The organism is Corallococcus sp. bb12-1 (genome assembly GCF_026626765.1).
Classification (GTDB): Bacteria; Myxococcota; Myxococcia; order Myxococcales; family Myxococcaceae; genus Corallococcus; species Corallococcus terminator.
On the sequence record NZ_JAPNJZ010000016.1, the window covers coordinates 96,596 to 113,400 of the forward strand.

The 16,805-nt window shown below is 69.7% G+C and carries 12 protein-coding genes; 5 read left to right on the plus strand and 7 right to left on the minus strand.

Annotation, left to right across the window (positions count from 1 at the left end; translation table 11 throughout):
* Positions 1 to 178: 178 nt before the first annotated feature.
* The 4 genes from OV208_RS19545 (at position 179) to OV208_RS19560 (ending at position 6,140) form a co-directional block, all read left to right on the plus strand.
* The gene (locus OV208_RS19545) at positions 179 to 1,759 is read left to right on the plus strand and encodes a serine/threonine protein kinase (RefSeq protein WP_267575353.1); all 1,581 of its coding nucleotides are present in this window, start codon (positions 179 to 181) and stop codon (positions 1,757 to 1,759) included.
* Positions 1,756 to 4,302, plus strand: a complete 2,547-nt coding sequence (locus tag OV208_RS19550; RefSeq protein WP_267575354.1) for a TonB-dependent receptor domain-containing protein — start codon at positions 1,756 to 1,758, stop codon at positions 4,300 to 4,302. The genes OV208_RS19545 and OV208_RS19550 overlap by 4 nt, the downstream gene beginning before the upstream one ends.
* Complete coding sequence (locus tag OV208_RS19555) at positions 4,299 to 5,537, plus strand: hypothetical protein (RefSeq protein ID WP_267575355.1); 1,239 nt, start codon at positions 4,299 to 4,301, stop codon at positions 5,535 to 5,537. Before OV208_RS19550 ends, OV208_RS19555 begins: the two co-directional genes overlap by 4 nt.
* Positions 5,538 to 5,660: 123 nt before the next feature.
* A complete protein-coding gene (locus tag OV208_RS19560; RefSeq protein WP_267575356.1) occupies positions 5,661 to 6,140 on the plus strand; it encodes a response regulator in 480 nt (159 codons plus the stop codon).
* A gap of 12 nt (positions 6,141 to 6,152) precedes the next feature.
* Here the strand turns inward: OV208_RS19560 and OV208_RS19565 are convergent, their stop codons facing one another.
* The 4 genes from OV208_RS19565 to OV208_RS19580 all read right to left on the minus strand — a co-directional run bounded on the left by OV208_RS19565 (position 6,153) and on the right by OV208_RS19580 (position 10,322).
* The gene (locus tag OV208_RS19565; RefSeq protein ID WP_267575357.1) at positions 6,153 to 6,767 is read right to left on the minus strand and encodes a sulfite oxidase heme-binding subunit YedZ; all 615 of its coding nucleotides are present in this window, start codon (positions 6,765 to 6,767) and stop codon (positions 6,153 to 6,155) included.
* A gap of 3 nt (positions 6,768 to 6,770) precedes the next feature.
* Positions 6,771 to 7,760, minus strand: a complete 990-nt coding sequence (gene msrP, locus OV208_RS19570; protein WP_267575358.1) for a protein-methionine-sulfoxide reductase catalytic subunit MsrP — start codon at positions 7,758 to 7,760, stop codon at positions 6,771 to 6,773.
* 33 nt (positions 7,761 to 7,793) lie between these two features.
* Positions 7,794 to 8,468 carry a fatty acid desaturase gene (locus OV208_RS19575; protein WP_420715035.1) on the minus strand — a complete coding sequence of 225 codons (675 nt, stop codon included), beginning with the start codon at positions 8,466 to 8,468 and terminating at the stop codon, positions 7,794 to 7,796.
* Between the two features lie 123 nt (positions 8,469 to 8,591).
* On the minus strand, positions 8,592 to 10,322 hold the full coding sequence (locus tag OV208_RS19580; RefSeq protein WP_267575360.1) for a dipeptidyl-peptidase 3 family protein: 1,731 nt from the start codon (positions 10,320 to 10,322) through the stop codon (positions 8,592 to 8,594).
* Between the two features lie 131 nt (positions 10,323 to 10,453).
* On the opposite strand from OV208_RS19580, the gene htpG reads away from it, so the two are divergent.
* On the plus strand, positions 10,454 to 12,436 hold the full coding sequence (gene htpG, locus OV208_RS19585; RefSeq protein ID WP_267575361.1) for a molecular chaperone HtpG: 1,983 nt from the start codon (positions 10,454 to 10,456) through the stop codon (positions 12,434 to 12,436).
* Between the two features lie 66 nt (positions 12,437 to 12,502).
* Here htpG and OV208_RS19590 read toward each other — a convergent pair whose 3' ends face one another.
* The 3 genes from OV208_RS19590 to OV208_RS19600 form a co-directional block, all read right to left on the minus strand.
* Positions 12,503 to 13,537: a 2-dehydropantoate 2-reductase gene (locus OV208_RS19590; protein WP_267575362.1), complete on the minus strand. Its 1,035-nt coding sequence runs from the start codon at positions 13,535 to 13,537 to the stop codon at positions 12,503 to 12,505.
* A gap of 24 nt (positions 13,538 to 13,561) precedes the next feature.
* A complete protein-coding gene (locus tag OV208_RS19595) occupies positions 13,562 to 14,215 on the minus strand; it encodes a CPBP family intramembrane glutamic endopeptidase (protein WP_267575363.1) in 654 nt (217 codons plus the stop codon).
* Between the two features lie 90 nt (positions 14,216 to 14,305).
* Positions 14,306 to 16,771, minus strand: coding sequence for a S8 family peptidase (locus tag OV208_RS19600; RefSeq protein WP_267575364.1), 2,466 nt, complete (start codon positions 16,769 to 16,771; stop codon positions 14,306 to 14,308).
* Positions 16,772 to 16,805 lie beyond the last annotated feature (34 nt).

Below are 16,805 nucleotides of genomic sequence, written 5' to 3' on the forward strand. Positions count from 1 at the left end.
CGGGGGACACCAACACGGCAGGTGCGGGAGTGCAGGCACGTGGCCGGGGCCGGAAACTCGGCGTCCCGTGACGTCCCGGATGGCGAGGGACGTCTCTTGGGCGGTTTTCCAAGGCGGTGCTAGCATCCTGCGCGTTCGTACCGACGTGCGCGGTCCTTCTCGTTTGCTGGGGGAACACATGATCGAAAGCGACGCCCCCCGAAAGGGCGCGCCTACCGACGTGACGGATCCTCTGCTCGGGAGGATCCTCAACGAACGTTTCCGCATCCTGGAGACGCTCGGGGCCGGCGGCATGGGCCGCGTCTACAAGGCCATGCAGGCGCCGTTGGACCGGCTCGTGGCCCTCAAGGTCCTCAACCCGCAGTACAGCGGCGAGGGCAAGGACCCCGGCTTCCAGAAGCGCTTCTTCCTGGAGGCCAGCGTCACGGCGAAGCTGCGCCACCCGAACACCGTCACCGTCATCGACTACGGGAAGACGGAAGACGGCATCTACTACATCGCCATGGAGTACCTGGAGGGGCTCACGCTGTCGCAGCTGCTCATCCAGGAAGGCCCGCTGCCGTGGGACCGCGCGCTGAGCATCGCGCAGCAGGTGGCCCGCTCGCTGCGCGAGGCCCATAAGGTCGGCCTCATCCACCGCGACTTGAAGCCCGCCAACGTCATGGTCCTCAACCAGGAGACCGACCACGACGTGGTGAAGGTGCTGGACTTCGGCCTGGTGAAGTCCTTCCTCGGCGACGCCAACATGAAGGAGGACACCACGCTCACGCAGGCGGGCGTCATCCTGGGCTCGCCGCAGTACATGGCGCCGGAGCAGGCGCGCAACATCGCGGATCCGCGCAGCGACGTGTACAGCCTGGGCGTCGTGCTCTATCAGGTCCTGATGGGCCGCCCGCCCTTCCAGGCGGCGCAGAGCATCGACGTCATCGTCAAGCACATCAACGACCCGCCGCCCTCCTTCCACACCATCTGGCCCGACCACGGCGTCCCGCCGGAGGTGGAGACGCTGGTGATGAAGTGCCTGGCCAAGCGCCCGGTGGACCGCTATGCGTCCATGGACGCGGTGCTCCAGGGCATGCGCGCCGCGGCCTCCGCGTCCGGCGTCAGCGGCGTCTTCTCCAGCCCGCGCACCGGCCTCTCCTCCGTGGGCTCCGGCCCGCACAGCGGTCCTCATACGGGGGCGCACGCGCTGGTGGGCTCCGGCCCCAACACTGTCGCGCTGGACATCTCCGTGGACGAGCAGGCGTCCGCGACGGAGAAGAAGTCCGGCAAGGGGCTCGGCATCGCGCTGTTCGGCGGCTCCGTGCTGCTGGGCATCGCCGCGGCGGCGGTGTTCGTGTTGCGCGCCACGCAGCCTCCGGCCACACAGCCCTCGCAGCAGCCGGTCCCCGTGGCCCGCGCGCCCGTCGCCGAACCGCCTCCGGAGCGAGAGCCCGCCACCGCGCCCGCGACGCCGCCCCCGGCCGTGGTGGAGCCCGTGCGCTTCAAGGTGGAGAGCGAGCCCCCCGGCGCGGAGATCACCGTCAATGGGACGGTGCGCGGCACCACGCCCATGGAGCTCCAGCAGCCCGCGGACAGCTCGGGGCTGGCCTCCGTGGTGGTGTCACTCGCGCTCGACGGCTTTCAGCCGGTCAGCAAGAACTACGCGGGCAACTCAGGGAAGACCGTCGAGGTCTCCATGAAGTTGACGCGCATCAAGAAGCAGGGACCGAAGCCGAAGGCTCCCGGTTCCGCGTACAAGGACGATCCGTACCAGTGACCATCCCGACAGCCTTTCGACGTGGAGCGCTCCTCGCGCTGTGCCTGTGCGCGACCGAGGCCCTGGCGGACGCACGCCTGGAAGCGCGCCGCCACTTCCGCAACGGCATGAACCTCATCGAGCAGAAGCAGTTCGATGAAGGCATCTCCGAGCTGGAAGAGGCCTACAAGATCAAGCCGCACGCCAGCGTCCTCTACAACATCGCGCGCGCCTACCAGGACGCGGGACGGCTGGAGGAGGCGCTGGACGCCTTCAAGCGCTACCTCGCCTCGAATCCGCCGGACGCCGCCAACGTGCAGGCGCAGGTGACGCGGCTGGAGGCCACGCAGCAGGCCGCCTCCGCGGCAGCCCCCGCCCCTGGCAGCACGCCCGGCTCGCAGGACTCGAGCCTGCCCATGCCCCCGCCGCCCCCCACGAGCATCCAGGCCCAGCAGCAACTGGCCACGCTCATGGAGCGGCTGGAGAAGGCCGTCAACCGCGCGGAGTCGCTCGCGTCCGGCCAGCCCCAGCAGCCGCAGTCCTCCGTCACCGCGTCCGGCCCCAAGGCCCCCAGCGGCGGCGCCGAGTCGGGTGACACGTCCGACCAGGGCCTCGTGCCGTACGAGGAGCGCGTCGTGACGGCCAGCCGCCGCGCGCAGTCCTCGCTGGAAGCGCCCAACGCCACCACCGTCATCACGGCGGAGGACATCCGCCTGTCCGGCGCAACCACGCTGCCGGAGCTCTTGCGCCGCGTGCCTGGCGCGGACGTGATGGCCATGGGCGTGGGCAGCTCCAACGTCAGCCTGCGCGGCTTCAACCAGCGCCTGGCCAACAAGGTGCTGGTGCTGGTGGACGGCCGCACGGAGTACCAGGACTTCCTCGGCCTCACGCTGTGGGCGGGCCTGCCCGTGGGTCTGGAAGAAATCGACCGCATCGAGGTCATCCGCGGTCCGGGCAGCGCGCTGTACGGCGCCAACGCGATGCTGGGCGTCATCAACATCATCACCCAGGCCCCCGGCACCGGTCGGCGCGCGCGCTTCAGCGCCCTGGCGGGTGGCGGCAACACCGTGCAGGGCTCCTTCGTCAGCCACGGTCAGAACGGCGCCCTGCGCTACCGCGCGTCCGCCGCCTACCGTCAGGAGGACAAGTGGACGCTGGACTACGGCAGCGGCCGTCCTGACTTCGCCCTCACCGGGCCGGACCCGGAGGTGGGCCTGCGCGGCGCGCGCGGCAACCTCTCCACGGTCTACTCCTTCGATGAGGGGCGCGCGATCGGCCTGTCCGGCGGCGTGCACCGCTACACCACGGAGGCCTATCCGCTGGGCCTCTTGCGCAACTACTACATCGACGCCCTGGGCGCGTACGCCAAGGCGGATGTGGAGCTGGGCTCGGTGAAGCTCAAGGCCTTCTGGAACCACCTGTCCGGTGACGCCGGGCCGCAGTACGAGGCCATCGGCCAGCGGTCGCTGGTCACCAACGTCGCCTCCAACGTCTTCAACGGCGAAGCGCTGTACGCCCGGGGCTTCGAGCTCGCGGGCGAGCACCAGGTGAACATCGGCGTGGAGGGCCGCCTGAAGCGCGTGGCCTTCGGCTACCTGGATGGCCTGCGCGAGGAGTTCCACGCGGCGGCCTTCATCCAGGATGAATGGCGCATCGTGCAGCCCCTGCGCCTCGTCGTCAGCTACCGCGTGGACCGCCACCCGCTGCTCAACAAGGGCAACCCGGGCATCGCGCAGTCGCCGCGCCTGTCCGCTGTCTTCCAGCCCATTGAAGGCCACGCCTTCCGCGCGTCGGTGGCCACCGCCTTCCGCGAGCCCACGTTCCTGGAGAGCTACACGCGGCTGCCCGTGCCCGTGCCGGGCGTCAACGGCGTCAGCGTGCTGACCACCGGCAACCGGCAACTGCGGCCCGAGCGCCTCAACGCACTGGAGCTGGGCTGGCGCGGTGAGTCCCCCCGGCTGGGCCTGGACTGGGACGTGGCGCTCTACCAGAACACGGTGAAGGACCTCATCGGCCTGTCCTCCGTGCAGCGGCTGCCCGCGGGCGAGTCCTACGACAGCGGCAGCGGCAGCTACCTGGTGGGCCGTTCGATGTTCACCAACGAGAACGCCATCTACACCGCGCGCGGCGCGGAGGCGGGCCTGAGCCTCTCCCCCATCGACGGTCTGGGCATCAAGGCGAGCGCCGCGCTCCAGAGCGTCACCTCCGACCTTCCGGAGGAGGGCCAGTGCGGCCCGTGCAGCCAGGCGCCGGGCTTCAAGGTGTTTGGCGGCATCACGTACCGCACCCGCGCGGACCTGGAGTTCAGCATCGACGCGGCCTTCACGTCCTCCTCCACCTGGGTGGAGCGCGAGCCCGCCGCGTCCGACCCGACGCGCGTGGAGCTCTTGTCCAACAACCTGCCCGCGTACGCCGTGGTCAACGCCCGCGTGGGCTACGAGGTGGTGAAGGACTTCGCCTCCGTGTCGCTCATGGGCAGCCAGTTGGGCGGCACGCACGCGGAGCACCCCTTCGGCAACCGCATCGAGCGGCGCGTGTTCGCCAACCTCACGGTGACCCCATGAAGCGCGCCCCTTCTTCCCCCTTCACCCGCGGACTCTTCGCGGTCGCCCTGACGTCGCTCCTCGCCCTGGGCTGTGAGGGCCCGGAGGTGAAGCCCACCGCGGACGGCAGGCAGAACACGCGCGCCGCGCGCATCGAGGGCAGCCTCGTCGTCCAGTCGCGCGCCCGGGGCAACGCGGTGGTGTTCCTCTACCGCGCGGACAGCCCGCCCCCGCCGCAGGGCTCTGGCCGTCCCCTGGCCTTCACCGTCATCCCGGCCTCGGAGCTGTTCGGCACGGCCCTGGGCGACAACTCCCCGGGTCCGTTCACCGCGCCGTTCGCGCTGAGCCTCGTGCAGCCGGGCAGCTACGTGCTGCGAGGCTTCATCGACGCGGACACCTGCCGCTTCGTGCCGCAGCCCTGCCACGTGTCCGACTTCAATCCCTGGTACGGCGTCACCTCCGAACCCAACGCGGGCGACGTGGGCGGCGGCGGCGTGGATCCCACCACCGGCGCCACGCGCATCCTGGAGGTGACGACGGACGCGGACGGCTGGCCCGTGCCGCTCACTGGCGTCAGCGTGTCCTTCGCAGACTCGGCCACGGTGCCCTTCGACCGGCCCGCCTTCCAGGTCGCCGAAGGCCGCGAGTTCGACACCGCGTCGACCTCCGTGAAGGTCCTCACCCTCACGCCGCAGCAGTTCACCGGCGCGGTGGACCAGCGGCCGCCGGGCTTCTGGGTGCAGTTCGTGGACGCCAACCGCGACGGCATCCCCGACGACGCCAACAGCGACGGCGTCCCCGACTTCTGGCCGCGCGTGGTGGTGCGCAAGCTGGCGGATGTGCCCGGTGTCGTGGATGAGAACGACCTGGACCGCAACGGCGTGGTGGACGACGAGGGCGTGGACTACGCGCGCGTCTCCGGCGGCAAGGACGGCAGGCCGGACGTGGCGGTGCTTGCGGCCGGCCTGGTGGCTGACCCCCTCCTCGCTGCCCTGAGGGACGAGCAGGGCAACCCCCGCCCGCAGCCCGTGTTCGTTCCCCAGCTCCGCGTGGCCATCCAGAACCGCGCCCTGGACGCGCGCGACCCCGCCGCGCCTGCCCTGCTTTCGAACGTGCCGGCGGGTCGCTACAGCGTCACCCTGGTGCAGTCCACGGGACAGACGTGGCGTGTGCCCAATGAGTTGGATCCGACCCTCGCGGAGGCCGTAGGGCTGCCAAGCGTGCCGTCCCAGGCCTTCGTGTTGGACGTTCGCTGAAGCTTTCAGGGGGCGCCTGAAATCTCGGTGAGGGGCCCTGCGTTGCTTTGACTTCGCAGGGCCCATCCGCGACCATGGGGTCGTGCTGCCGGAGGCGCTTCCCCTCCCGAGGTTTTGATTCCGATGAAGGCCGGCCCCCTCTCCGCCCCCGAACCCGCGCCCTCCCGTCCCACGGGAAGTACGCCCACGGTCCGTCCGGCCTCGGGAACGGGGCCGCAGCGCGTCCTGCTGGTGGATGACAGCCGCTCCATCCGGACGCTGCTGAAAATCTACCTGATGGCCCGCAGCTTCGAATTCTTGGAGGCCGAGTCCGCCGAGGAAGGCCTCAAGGTCGCCGAAGCGGAGCCGGTGGATCTCATCCTCACCGACTTCCACATGGATGGGATGAACGGCGCGGACTTCGCCGGGCAGATCCGCGCCAGCACCAATACCAGGCTGTCCAAGGTCCCCATCCTGATGATGACCGGCGACCCGAACGTGGCGGAAGTGCGCGCCCTGGGTCAGAAGGCCGGCATCAGCGCCTTCGTGCGCAAGCCCGTGAGCTGCGCGCAGTTGATGACGCTGGTGGACACCATCCTGCCGCTGCCCCGCGCCGCCAAGTAGCAGCGCGTTCCGTCACGCCGTGCGCTGCGCCGCCAGGGCCCGCTTCTTTCGCAGGGCCTCTCCCACCCGCACCGCCAGCAGCAGGGCCAGCACGGCGCCGTAGAGCACCGGCTCCGTCACATCCTTCTTCACCCGCCACACGAAGTGCACCACCCCCAGCATCGCGGCCACGTAGGCCAGCCGGTGCAGGCGCTGCCACTTCGGAAAGCCCAGTCGCCGCACCGACTGGTTCGTGGACGTGACGGCCAGCGGTACCAGCATCACGAACGCGGTGAAGCCCACGGTGATGAAGGGCCGCGTCAGCACGTCCTCCGCCATGGCACGCACGTCCAGCCCCTGATCCAACACGGAGTACGTGAGGAAGTGCGCGCTGGCGTACGTGAAGGCCAGCAGGCCCAGCGTTCGGCGGATGCGCGCGGGCCATGTCCAGCCGGTGATGAGCCGCAGCGGCGTGCACGCCAGCGACGCAATCAGCACCGCCAGCGCGAAGAGGCCCGTCTGGTTGAGGGCGAACTCGATGCCGTTGGCCCCGAGTTGTCCCTGGGCGCCCTGCACCGCGAGCAGGGCCAAAGGGGACAGTCCCCCGAGTGCGACGGCGGGGTTGAGCCAGGGTTGCTTGGAGGCCATGCGCTAGAAGTCCCGCTTCAGGTCCATGCCACGGTAGAGGTCGGCCACCTGCTCCGCGTAGCCGTTGAAGGGCAGCGTCGGGCGCCGGCCGGTGTCGCCGATGCGCCGCTCGCTGGCCTGGCTCCAGCGGGGGTGGTCCACCGCCGGATTCACGTTGGCGTAGAAGCCGTACTCACGCCCGTTGGCCAGGCTCCACGTCGTGCGTGGCTGCTCCCGCGTGAGCGAGATGCGGACGATGGATTTGATGCCCTTGAAGCCGTACTTCCACGGCACCACCAGCCGCAGCGGCGCGCCGTTCTGCGCGGGCAACTGCTTGCCGTACAGGCCCGTGGCCAGCAGCGTCAGCGGGTGCTGCGCCTCATCCAGACGCAGGCCCTCCACGTAGGGCCAGTCCAGCACCGGGCTCTTCTGGCCGGGCATCTGCTCCTGGTCCTCCAGCGTGGTGAAGGCCACGTACTTCGCGAAGGACGTGGGCTGCACGCGCTCCAGCAGCTTGCCCAGCGGGATGCCCAGCCACGGAATCACCATGGACCAGGCCTCCACGCAGCGCATCCGGTAGACGCGCTCCTCCAGGGGGAAGCCGGAGATGAGCTGATCCACGTCCACCGTCTGCGGCTTGTGCACCTCACCGTCGATGACGACGGTCCACGGCCGGGGCTTGAGGGTGTGGGCGCGGCGGGCCGGGTCGTTCTTGTCCAGGCCGAACTCGTAGAAGTTGTTGTAGGTGGTGATGTCCTCGTAGGGCGTGCGCGGCTCGTCGGTGTCGAAGGCCCCCGCGGCGGGCGCCACCGGCTGCGCGACCGCACCCGCGTCCGGGACGAAGCCGTCCATGGGCCGGGTGCGCTTCGTCCCCAACAGGTACAACCCGCCCCCCACCACGGCGGCGGTGCCCGCGAACAGGCCCGCGTTCTTGATGAGCTCGCGGCGGCGCAGGTAGAGCTTCTCGGGCGTCACTTCGGAACCGGGAGGCTCGGGAGGGAGCTTGTCGCGCATGGCCCTTCTATAACGCTCCAGGCCCCCGGTCGGTTACCGCCGGGCGTCCTTCACGCGCCACAGCCGCCACCAGGGCGTGCCGGGGGACGCGTGGTGCTCCCAGTGGTACCCGAAGAAGAAGCACGACAGCAGGGCCCACAGGTGGTTGCGCGGCAGGGTGCGCGCATGGTGGGGCGCCATGTCCGCCGTGTCCGGGCGCCGGTGCGGCCGGTAGGTGCCGAAATAGAAGAGCTGCACGGTGGCCAGCACCGACGGCAGCACCCAGAAGGCCAGGATGCGCGCCTGGGGCACGCCCAGGTACATCAGCGCGTTGAACTTCAGCGCCATTACCAGAATCTGCGGCCACGTCGTGTAGCGCACCATGAAGGTGGCGAACCACGGCCAGAACGACTGCGTGCGGGTGGCGAAGTCCGGGTCGTGCTCCCCGGTGGGGTCCGCGTGGTGCGCTCGGTGGTTCACCACCAGCCGTCGGTAGGACAGGCCCGCGAAGAGGAAACAGGCCACCGAGCCCACCGCCGCGTTCACCCGGCGGTCGAGGGACACGGTGCCGTGCATGGCGTCATGGCCGGTGATGAAGAGGCCGGTGGACAGCCACATCTGGAAGAGGACGTGCAGCCAGGTGAGCGGTGAATCCCACGGCCGCTCGGGGCCGGCCAAGAGCCACACCAGGTGCCCTCCCCACGCGCCCAGCACCGTGAGCGCGAGCATGGCGCCCCACGGGTCGGGTGGCACGGGCTGGGGGGAGGACACGGACGCCATCTGATTGCCTTACTGGCCACGCCCCGCCCGCCGCGCACGGGAAAACGCGGCGGGACGGGGAATGGGGAGCGGCTACTTCGTCCCGGTGGCGGGAGCCGCCGCGGGCGCGCCGAAGTCGCGCACCAGCGAGTCGGCGGTGACGTAGCGCGGCTCGATGTCCACCGGCACGTTCTTCAGGCGCTCCAGCACCTTCTGCACCGAGGGCCGCACCACGCCCTGCTTCGCGAGCAGGGCCTCCGCCTCCGCGCGGTCGCCCCGGGCCTGCAGGGCCATGAGCTGGTTCGTCAGCGACGTGACGGAGGACTGCATCTTGTCGGGCACCACCTCGAACGTGCCGTCCGCGTTCACCTTCACCGCGCCGGTGTCCAGGAAGTGGTTGAGCTGCAGCGCGACGCCCTTGCCGTGCGCCTCGTCGATGCCGAAGCGGATGGAGCGGAACGCGGACGCGAGGAACGTCGTGTACATGGTCTTCTGCAGGGACTTGTCCAGGGTGCCCTTGTCCACCAGCCGCTGGAGCGCCCACAGGCCGGAGATGTCCGCCTTGGCCTCTTCAATCGCGCTGGAGGACGCCTGCAGCGCCTGCCGCACCGTCGTCTGCTTCCCGGCCACGGTGACGTTGTGGGGCCCCAGGCCGTGCATCAGCTCGTGCATCAGGATGTGCGTGAAGAAGGCATCGAAGGCCACGTCCTTGCGGTCCTTCGCGGGCAGCGCCACCTTCGCGATGGGCAGCAGCACGCGCTGGAACTTGGCCTCCTGCACGTTCTTGAGCATCACGCGCTTGGTGCCCCTCTCCGCCGCCACGCGCTCGTCGTTGGGCAGGTTGAAGGCCGCGGTCTGCACGCCCCGGTTGCCGTCGCCAGAGGAGTACAGGCTGTTGATGACGCGGATGGGGGCCAGCGCGCCAATCTTCGGATTGCGCAGGCCCGGCTCGATGGGAAGGTTGTTCTCCAGCTCCTGGAGCTCCGAGCTGAACTTGGAGAGCTTCTGCGTCTCCACGTCGTCGCGCACGCCGATGAACGCCTCGAACGCGGCCTTGTAGTTGAACCAGCCGTCCTCGTAGACCTCATAGGGCCCGATGGTGGGCTCCACGCTCGCGTCCAGCTCCATCCACGCGACCTCGCTCGCGTAGTAGTCGTTGGACAGGAACGCCGCCGCGCGCTTCTCCAGGAAGCTCTTCAGCGTGGGCTGCTGGGTGAGCGCCGCCGCCTCGCGCAAGAGCTGCGCGGCCATGGCCAGCTCGCCCTGGTATTCGACGCTGTAGGGCACGCTCACGAACTTGCCGTCCGGGCCCTTGCGCAGCGTGGTGAAGAAGCCCGTGGCCGCGTGCTGCTGCGCCTCCGGCAGGCCCTTCACCCAGGCCTCCACCTCCGCCTTGGTGGCGCCCGCGGGGTAGAAGTTCCCCTCGTCCGGCTTCGCCGGCACGCCGGGCAGGAACGGCTTCGACTCGTCCAGGCGCGACCAGGGGCCCTTGTTGAGCAGGAACGCGTGCAGCCGCTCCTTGCCCAGGGGCGTGGTGTCCTTCACCAGGTCCAGCAGCAGCGCCTCGTTGCCCGCCCAGACCTGACGCAGGAAGAGGGGGTCCATCAGCTTCGCGGCCTGGACCACCTTGGCCAGGGCGCGCTTCTCCGCATCCGGGAGCTTGGAGACGTCCACCTTCAGGTCCACCGGGGCGAAGCGCGCCGTCATGCGCTTCAGCGTCGGGGCGTCGGGCAGGCGGGCGGGCGCTTCCGCGGCGGGGGCGGCGCTCGACAGGAGCATGGCGCCGAGCAGCGGCAGGAGGGTGCGGGACTTGGACTTGGCCATTCCTCCTCCCTACCCCAACCCGGCCGCGCCTCCCAGTGAAGGGTGTGGGCGGATTCCCTCTTCTCGACAAGCCGGTGGGCATGGTTATGGGGAAGGGTATTGGCGCGGTTCGTCAGCGCCCGGAGGCCTTCATGTCCGCAGAGACCCACCCCCAGCGGGAAACCCATTCGTTCCAGGCGGAGATCCAGCAGTTGCTGAGCCTGGTCATCAATTCGCTCTACAGCCACCAGGAGATCTTCCTGCGCGAGCTGGTCTCCAACGCGTCCGACGCGCTGGACAAGCTGCGCTTCCGCTCCATCACGGAGCCGGAGCTGCTCAAGGACGAGCCGGCGCTGGAGCTGCGCATCACCCCGGACGCCGACAAGGGCACCCTCACCATCGAGGACACCGGCATCGGCATGACGCACGACGAGCTGGTGAAGAACCTGGGCACCATCGCGCACTCCGGTTCGCGCGAGTTCCTCCAGGCCCTGGCGCAGAAGGGCCAGAAGGACATGCAGCTCATCGGCCAGTTTGGCGTGGGCTTCTACAGCGCGTACCTGGTCGCGGACCGCGTGGACGTGGTGAGCCGCGCCGCGGGTGAGAGCACCGCGTGGCGTTGGGCGTCGGAGGCGCACGGCACGTTCACCGTGGAGCCCGCGGAGAAGGCCACGCGCGGCACCGCCATCACGCTGCACCTGAAGGCGGACCAGAAGGAGTTCCTGGACGAGTGGAAGCTGCGCCAGCTCATCACCCAGTACTCGGACTACGTCGGCCACCCCATCAAGCTCCAGGTGACCAAGCAGGTGGGCAGCGGGGAGACCCAGGCCACGGAGACCGCGCTGGAGGTGGTGAACAAGGCGAGCGCCCTCTGGCAGCGCGCGAAGTCGGAGATCACCGACGAGCAGTACCAGGAGTTCTACAAGCACCTGACGCACGACTACGACCAGCCCCTGGCGTGGACGCACTTCAAGGCGGACGGCACGCAGCAGTTCACCGGCCTGCTCTTTGTCCCCAAGCACCCGCCATTCGACCTGAACTCGCAGCAGCAGCGCGGCGTGCGGCTGTTCGTCAAGCGCGTGTTCATCATGGACCGCTGCGAGGACCTGGTGCCGCAGTGGCTGCGCTTCGTGCGCGGCGTCATCGACTCGGATGACCTGCCGCTCAACGTGTCGCGTGAGATGTTGCAGGACTCGGCGGTGGTGCGCTCCATCCGCAAGCACGTGGTGAAGAAGTCCCTGGACCTGCTGGAGAAGATGGCCAAGGACAAGCCGGACGACTACCGCACGTTCTGGGAGTCCTTCGGCACGGTGGTGAAGGAAGGCCTGACGCTGGAGACGGAGTACCGCGAGAAGCTGGGCGCGCTCGTGCGCTACGAGTCCTCCCGCGAAGAGGGCCTCACGTCGCTGGCGGACTACGTCACGCGCATGAAGGAGGGCCAGGAGGCCATCTACTACGTCTACGGCGAGAGCCGGCGGGCGGTGGCGGACAGCCCCCACCTGGAGTCGCTGAAGAAGCGCGGCTACGAGGTGCTCTTCATGACGGACCCGGTGGACGAGTGGGCCGCGCAGGGCCTGCGCGACTTCCAGGGCAAGCCGCTGGTCTCCGCGCTCAACGCGGACCTGAAGCTCCAGTCCACGGAGGAGGAGAAGAAGGAGAAGGAGCAGCACTCCGAAGGGCTCAAGGGCCTCACGGACCGGATGAAGGACGTGCTGCGCGAGGACGTGCGCGAGGTGCGCGTGTCGGACCGCCTCACGGACTCACCGGTGTGCCTGGTGGTGTCCGAGGGCGGCTCGCCGGCCTACCTGGAGCGCCTGCTGAAGGAGCGCGGCAAGGGGATGCCGCGCGTCAAGCGCATCCTGGAGATCAACCCCAAGCACCCGGTCATCGAGCACCTGCGCGGCCTCATCGCCAGGGATCCGTCGCTGCCGCAGGTGAGCGAGTGGATTGAGCTGCTGCACGACCAGGCGCTGCTCACCGAAGGCAGCCCGCTGAGCGATCCGAACCGCTTCGCCCGGCGGATGACGGCGCTGCTCACGCAGTTGGCCACGTCCGGCGCGGGCAACGGCATCCCGGACGCGTCGCAGGTGCCGCCTCCCGCCGCCACCACCGCCGCGACGACGCAGTCGAGCTGAGGCCGTCGCAGGTCGAGGTCATCGCCGGGAGACACCCTCCCGGCGGTGGCCCGTGCGGCATGACAGTCAGGACCCGTTAGAGAGTCCCACCTGCTTCAGCTCCGCGAGCAGGGCATCGCCAGTCCACGCGCGGCGGGGCCCGGCCTCCGCCTCATGGACGAGCTCCACGAGGCGTGAGTTCACCGGAGCGGCCACACGGTGCTGATGGGCCAGTCGGACGACCTCGCCGTTGAGGTAGTCCACCTCCGTCTTGCGGCCCGCGTGCAGGTCGTCCCACATGGACGAGCGCGCCTTCGGATCAATGGCCAGCATCTTCTTCGCGAGCACGGCGAACACCGCGTCCGGCATCCCCAGCAGGCCAGGAATCCAGTGCGGCGGCAGCGGCGTGAGCTTCGCCGGCTTCACCCGGGCCACGTCCAGCACGGCCAGCGCCTCGCGCTGCGCGAGCGCCACGCAGCGCCGCCAAGCGCGCTGGGACAACTCCTCCTTCAACGGCAGGTTGGCCAGGGCGTTGATGGCGTTGTTGAGGTTGAGCAGGAGCTTCGCCCACTGCACCGCGCCGATGTCCGCGTGCTGTTTCAGCGGCAGCCCCGCACGGGCGAAGGCGTCCAGGTACGGCGCGAGCAGCGCGTGCTGTTCCACCTCCAGCGTGCCCTCGGAGCCCGCGTGGAAGGCCCCCTTCCCCTGCGCCGCGACGTTGAACGGAACCATGCCGGTGAGCACCGTGCGACCGGGCAGCAGGCCGCGCAGCACCTGTGCATTGTGCAGACCGTTCTGGAAGCTGATGACACTGGCGCCGGCCTTGAGCCGTGACGCGAGCGCGCGCCCCGCCTCCTCCGTCGCCGCGGACTTCACCGTGACGAGCACCAGGTCCGCCGTGCCCAGCGCCTCCTGCCCCGTGTCGATGCGCACCTGCGACGCGGGCACCTTCAGGTCGGCGCCGCGCCAGTCCGTCAGGTGCAGGCCGTGGGCGCGGACCTCCGCCACCACGCGCTCGCGACCGATGAAGCGCACCGGAGCTCCATGCGACGCGAGCCGACCACCGACGTAGCAGCCGATGCTGCCCGCGCCGAAGACGCAGATTTCAGGGGACGAGGCCATGGGCACGAAGTCTGTCACGCGGGCTCACGTCGCGGGCAACAGCACGACGATGAGCACGTCCCACAGTGCATGGCTCAACCATGACGCCACGGGCGTGCGGCGCCACTCGGCCAGGGCGCCCCAGGCGAGCGACGTGGGCAGCGCGGCCAGGGCCAGCAGCGGCTCCCCGAAGACGAGCAGCACGAGGCTGGACAGCACCGCCGACCCGGCCACCGCGCCCCACCGCCCCAGGCGCGGACGCAGCGCGCCCTGCACCAGCCCGCGCCAGAACAACTCCTCCGCGGGCACGAGCACCAGCACCAGCGCCAGCGCCGTGCTCCAGGAGCCCGTGCCGAACGTGGCGTAGACCGCTTGCAGGGGTTCGCGGAGCGCGTCGGTGAAGCCGCCACAGAAGGCCCACAGGAACGCGCGCGCGCCGACGTACAGCACCACCGCCTGGACCACGCTCCACGCGGCATCCGGAAGCGACAGGCCGGGCGGAGACCTTCGCCAGGGCCCCATCGCCCGCCACGTCACCGCGAGCCAGCCGGCGCAGAAGGCGGAGGCGACGGCGAAGAAGGACGGCGGGTGCGCGTGCACCAGCGCCGTCCAGGCCAGCACCCCGCCCGTGGCCGCGGCCCGCCAGAAAAGCGGGGACGCGTCACCGGGCAGCGGGGAAACAGCGGGAGGAGCCGTCATCGCTCCGGCAGCGTACCCCGGAGCGATGCGTCACCCGCAGGCCTCACGTCGGCGGGCGCGTGCCCCGCCGACACGAGACCGGTGCCCACCTCAGGGAGGAACGCACGCGCCGCGGCCCGAGCCGTCGTTGGAGCACACGTAGCCGGTGCGGCACGACCCCTGGCTGGTCCCGGAGCCCGACGGCGTGCACGAGACGAAGCAGAAGGCGCTGGCGCCATCGGTGCTCGAATAGCAGGCCGAACCCGACGGGCAGCTCAACGAGATGCAGTCCTGGGTGCAGTAGCCCTCCGGAAAGGAGCTGCCGTTGGCGCACAGGCCGCTGGTGCCACACTGGCTGCTGCTGGTGCAGGGCTGCCCGATGGTCGTGTTGGGCTGGTCGTCCTCTTCCGACTGGTAGGGCACCAGGGTGAAGCTGATGTCCGTGTTCTTCTTCCCCTTGAGGACCTCCACCGTCTCCACCTGGGTGGTGTCGCGCCAGAAGCCCACGCGGTCGCCGTCGTCGAAGTATTCGCCTTCGCCGGTGTCGTCGATGGACGCCAGCACCAGGTACTCGTGGGGGGTGAGCTTCGTGGTGTACTCATAGCCACCCGACCCGGACACCGTGCCGATGCCGTCGTCGTCGATCTGCACCTCACCCGCGGCATCCAGGTAGGCGAAGGCGATGACCGCGTCCTTGCCGCTGGTGGCGCCCACGCGGAACTTCACCAGCACCTGCGCGGAGCCCGCGCCCGAAGCACCGGTCAGGTCGATCTGCGCCACGTAGCTGCCCGCCGCCAGCGAGCCCGGGTTGACGGTCACGTTCAGCTCCGCGGACCGGTAGGCGGCGATGGACAGCGTGGAAGCGGAGACGGACACCGCGGAGGCGTTGGCCCCGGAGACGGCGACGCTCACCTGCAGCGTGCCACCGCCGTTGTTGCGCACCGACAGGCTCTGCGATTCCGCCCCGGTGAGGGAGAGCTGAGTGCTGCTGATGGCCAGCTTCGGGGGCAGGGAGGTGTCACCACCGCCCGACGCGCGCAGGACCGCCGCGTAGGCATCCACGAGCCCCGCGCCGCAGCCTTCGGCGCACTTGCTCGTCGCGTCCGCCGTGTCCTTCAGGATGGCTTCCACCTCCTGGGCCTTGAGGGTTGGAGCCACCGCCAGCATCAGCGCGACGATGCCCGCGACATGCGGGGTGGCCATGCTGGTGCCCTGGTACCAGTCGTACGAAGCCTTGCCGGTGCTGTCGGGCAGGGTGGACAGCACGCCGTCCGGGAAGCCGTCGCCGTTGCGGTCCTCGCTCGTCTGGCCGCCAGCGGCCATCACGTCCACCTGGGGGCCGTAGTTGGAGTAGCTGGCACGCTTGCCGTTGAAGCGCACCGCGCCCACGCAGATGACGTTCTGCAGGTTGCAGGGGAAGCTGTTGGCGGTGCTCGTGTTCTCGTTGCCGGCGGCGACCACGAAGATGGAGCCGCGGCTCACCGCGAGGTTCACCGTGTCCTGCAGCGCCTGCGACGGGGCGCCGTTGCCGCCCAGGCTCATGTTGATGACCCGCGCCCGGTTGGCGTTGGGCGTCACGCCGGGGACGCCGCCACCGCTCGCCCAGTTCATGCCCGCGACGATGTCCGCCAGCGAGCCGCCCTTCGTGCCCAGCACACGCACCGGGATGATGTTCCGGCCCTCCCAGGTGACACCCGCCGCGCCCACGCCGTTGTTGGACGATGCGCCAATGGTGCCGGCCACGTGCGTGCCATGGAACGACGAGCCCCCGTTGGGCAGGTCCTTGCCCTCGTCCTTCGGGTTGGAATCCACGCCGTTGCCATCCCCCGCGTTGGGGATTTCGGAGATGAGGTCGATGCCCGGGAGCATCCGCGAGTTCAGGTCCGGGTGGTCCGTGATGCCGGTGTCCAGCACGGCGACGAAGATGGACGCGCTGCCCTTGGTCAGGTCCCACGCGGCGGGCAGGTTCATCTTCGAGTAATGCCACTGCCGCGAATAGAGCGGGTCGTTGGGAACGGCGAGGGCCCGCACCCGCACGTTGCTCTCCGCATACTTCACGCCCGGCACGGACTGGACCTTGTTCAGCACGCGCACGTGCTCGGCCTCGGTGAGGGCGCGCACGTTGGAGGCGCCACTGGCCATCGCCTGCGGCTGGCGGACCTCGAAGCGCAAGAGGTGCAGGGTGTCGCTCAGGTAGGCCTGATGCTCGACGTGATAGCCCTCCACCCGCGCCTGCGCGACGGCTTCTTCCGCGGACAGGCCGGGCGTGTCGAAGCGGACGATGAGCTGTCCCGGCAGCAGGGACGACTCATGCGTCATCGGCTTCGACGGGATGCCCGTGCGCCACACGCCCTTCGCGGCGAGCGCACGGGAGACCATCGTGGAGAGGTTCTTCGCGTTGGGCAGGGAGAAGAACGCATCCAGCGACGACCGGCTGCCCACCGCGGAGGAGCCTGCCTGGAACGGCTGCAGGGTCCCTTCGACAGTTCCCTTCGTGGCATCGACGTCGTCATCGTCATCGGTGCCATTACAGGCCACGAGACCTAGCATCCCCATCAGGGCAAGACGGCGGAACATGAACGGGTCCTTGGACTAGGAGTGTGTGTCCGAC

Coding starts and splice junctions, on each gene's coding strand:
- OV208_RS19545 (WP_267575353.1), top strand. CDS start 179: ATGATCGAAAGCGACGCCCCCCGAAAGGGCGCGCCTACCGACGTGACG.
- OV208_RS19555 (WP_267575355.1), top strand. CDS start 4,299: ATGAAGCGCGCCCCTTCTTCCCCCTTCACCCGCGGACTCTTCGCGGTC.
- OV208_RS19560 (WP_267575356.1), top strand. CDS start 5,661: ATGAAGGCCGGCCCCCTCTCCGCCCCCGAACCCGCGCCCTCCCGTCCC.
- OV208_RS19565 (WP_267575357.1), bottom strand. CDS start 6,767: ATGGCCTCCAAGCAACCCTGGCTCAACCCCGCCGTCGCACTCGGGGGA.
- msrP (WP_267575358.1), bottom strand. CDS start 7,760: ATGCGCGACAAGCTCCCTCCCGAGCCTCCCGGTTCCGAAGTGACGCCC.
- OV208_RS19575 (WP_420715035.1), bottom strand. CDS start 8,468: ATGCTCGCGCTCACGGTGCTGGGCGCGTGGGGAGGGCACCTGGTGTGG.
- OV208_RS19580 (WP_267575360.1), bottom strand. CDS start 10,322: ATGGCCAAGTCCAAGTCCCGCACCCTCCTGCCGCTGCTCGGCGCCATG.
- htpG (WP_267575361.1), top strand. CDS start 10,454: ATGTCCGCAGAGACCCACCCCCAGCGGGAAACCCATTCGTTCCAGGCG.
- OV208_RS19590 (WP_267575362.1), bottom strand. CDS start 13,537: ATGGCCTCGTCCCCTGAAATCTGCGTCTTCGGCGCGGGCAGCATCGGC.
- OV208_RS19595 (WP_267575363.1), bottom strand. CDS start 14,215: ATGACGGCTCCTCCCGCTGTTTCCCCGCTGCCCGGTGACGCGTCCCCG.
- OV208_RS19600 (WP_267575364.1), bottom strand. CDS start 16,771: ATGTTCCGCCGTCTTGCCCTGATGGGGATGCTAGGTCTCGTGGCCTGT.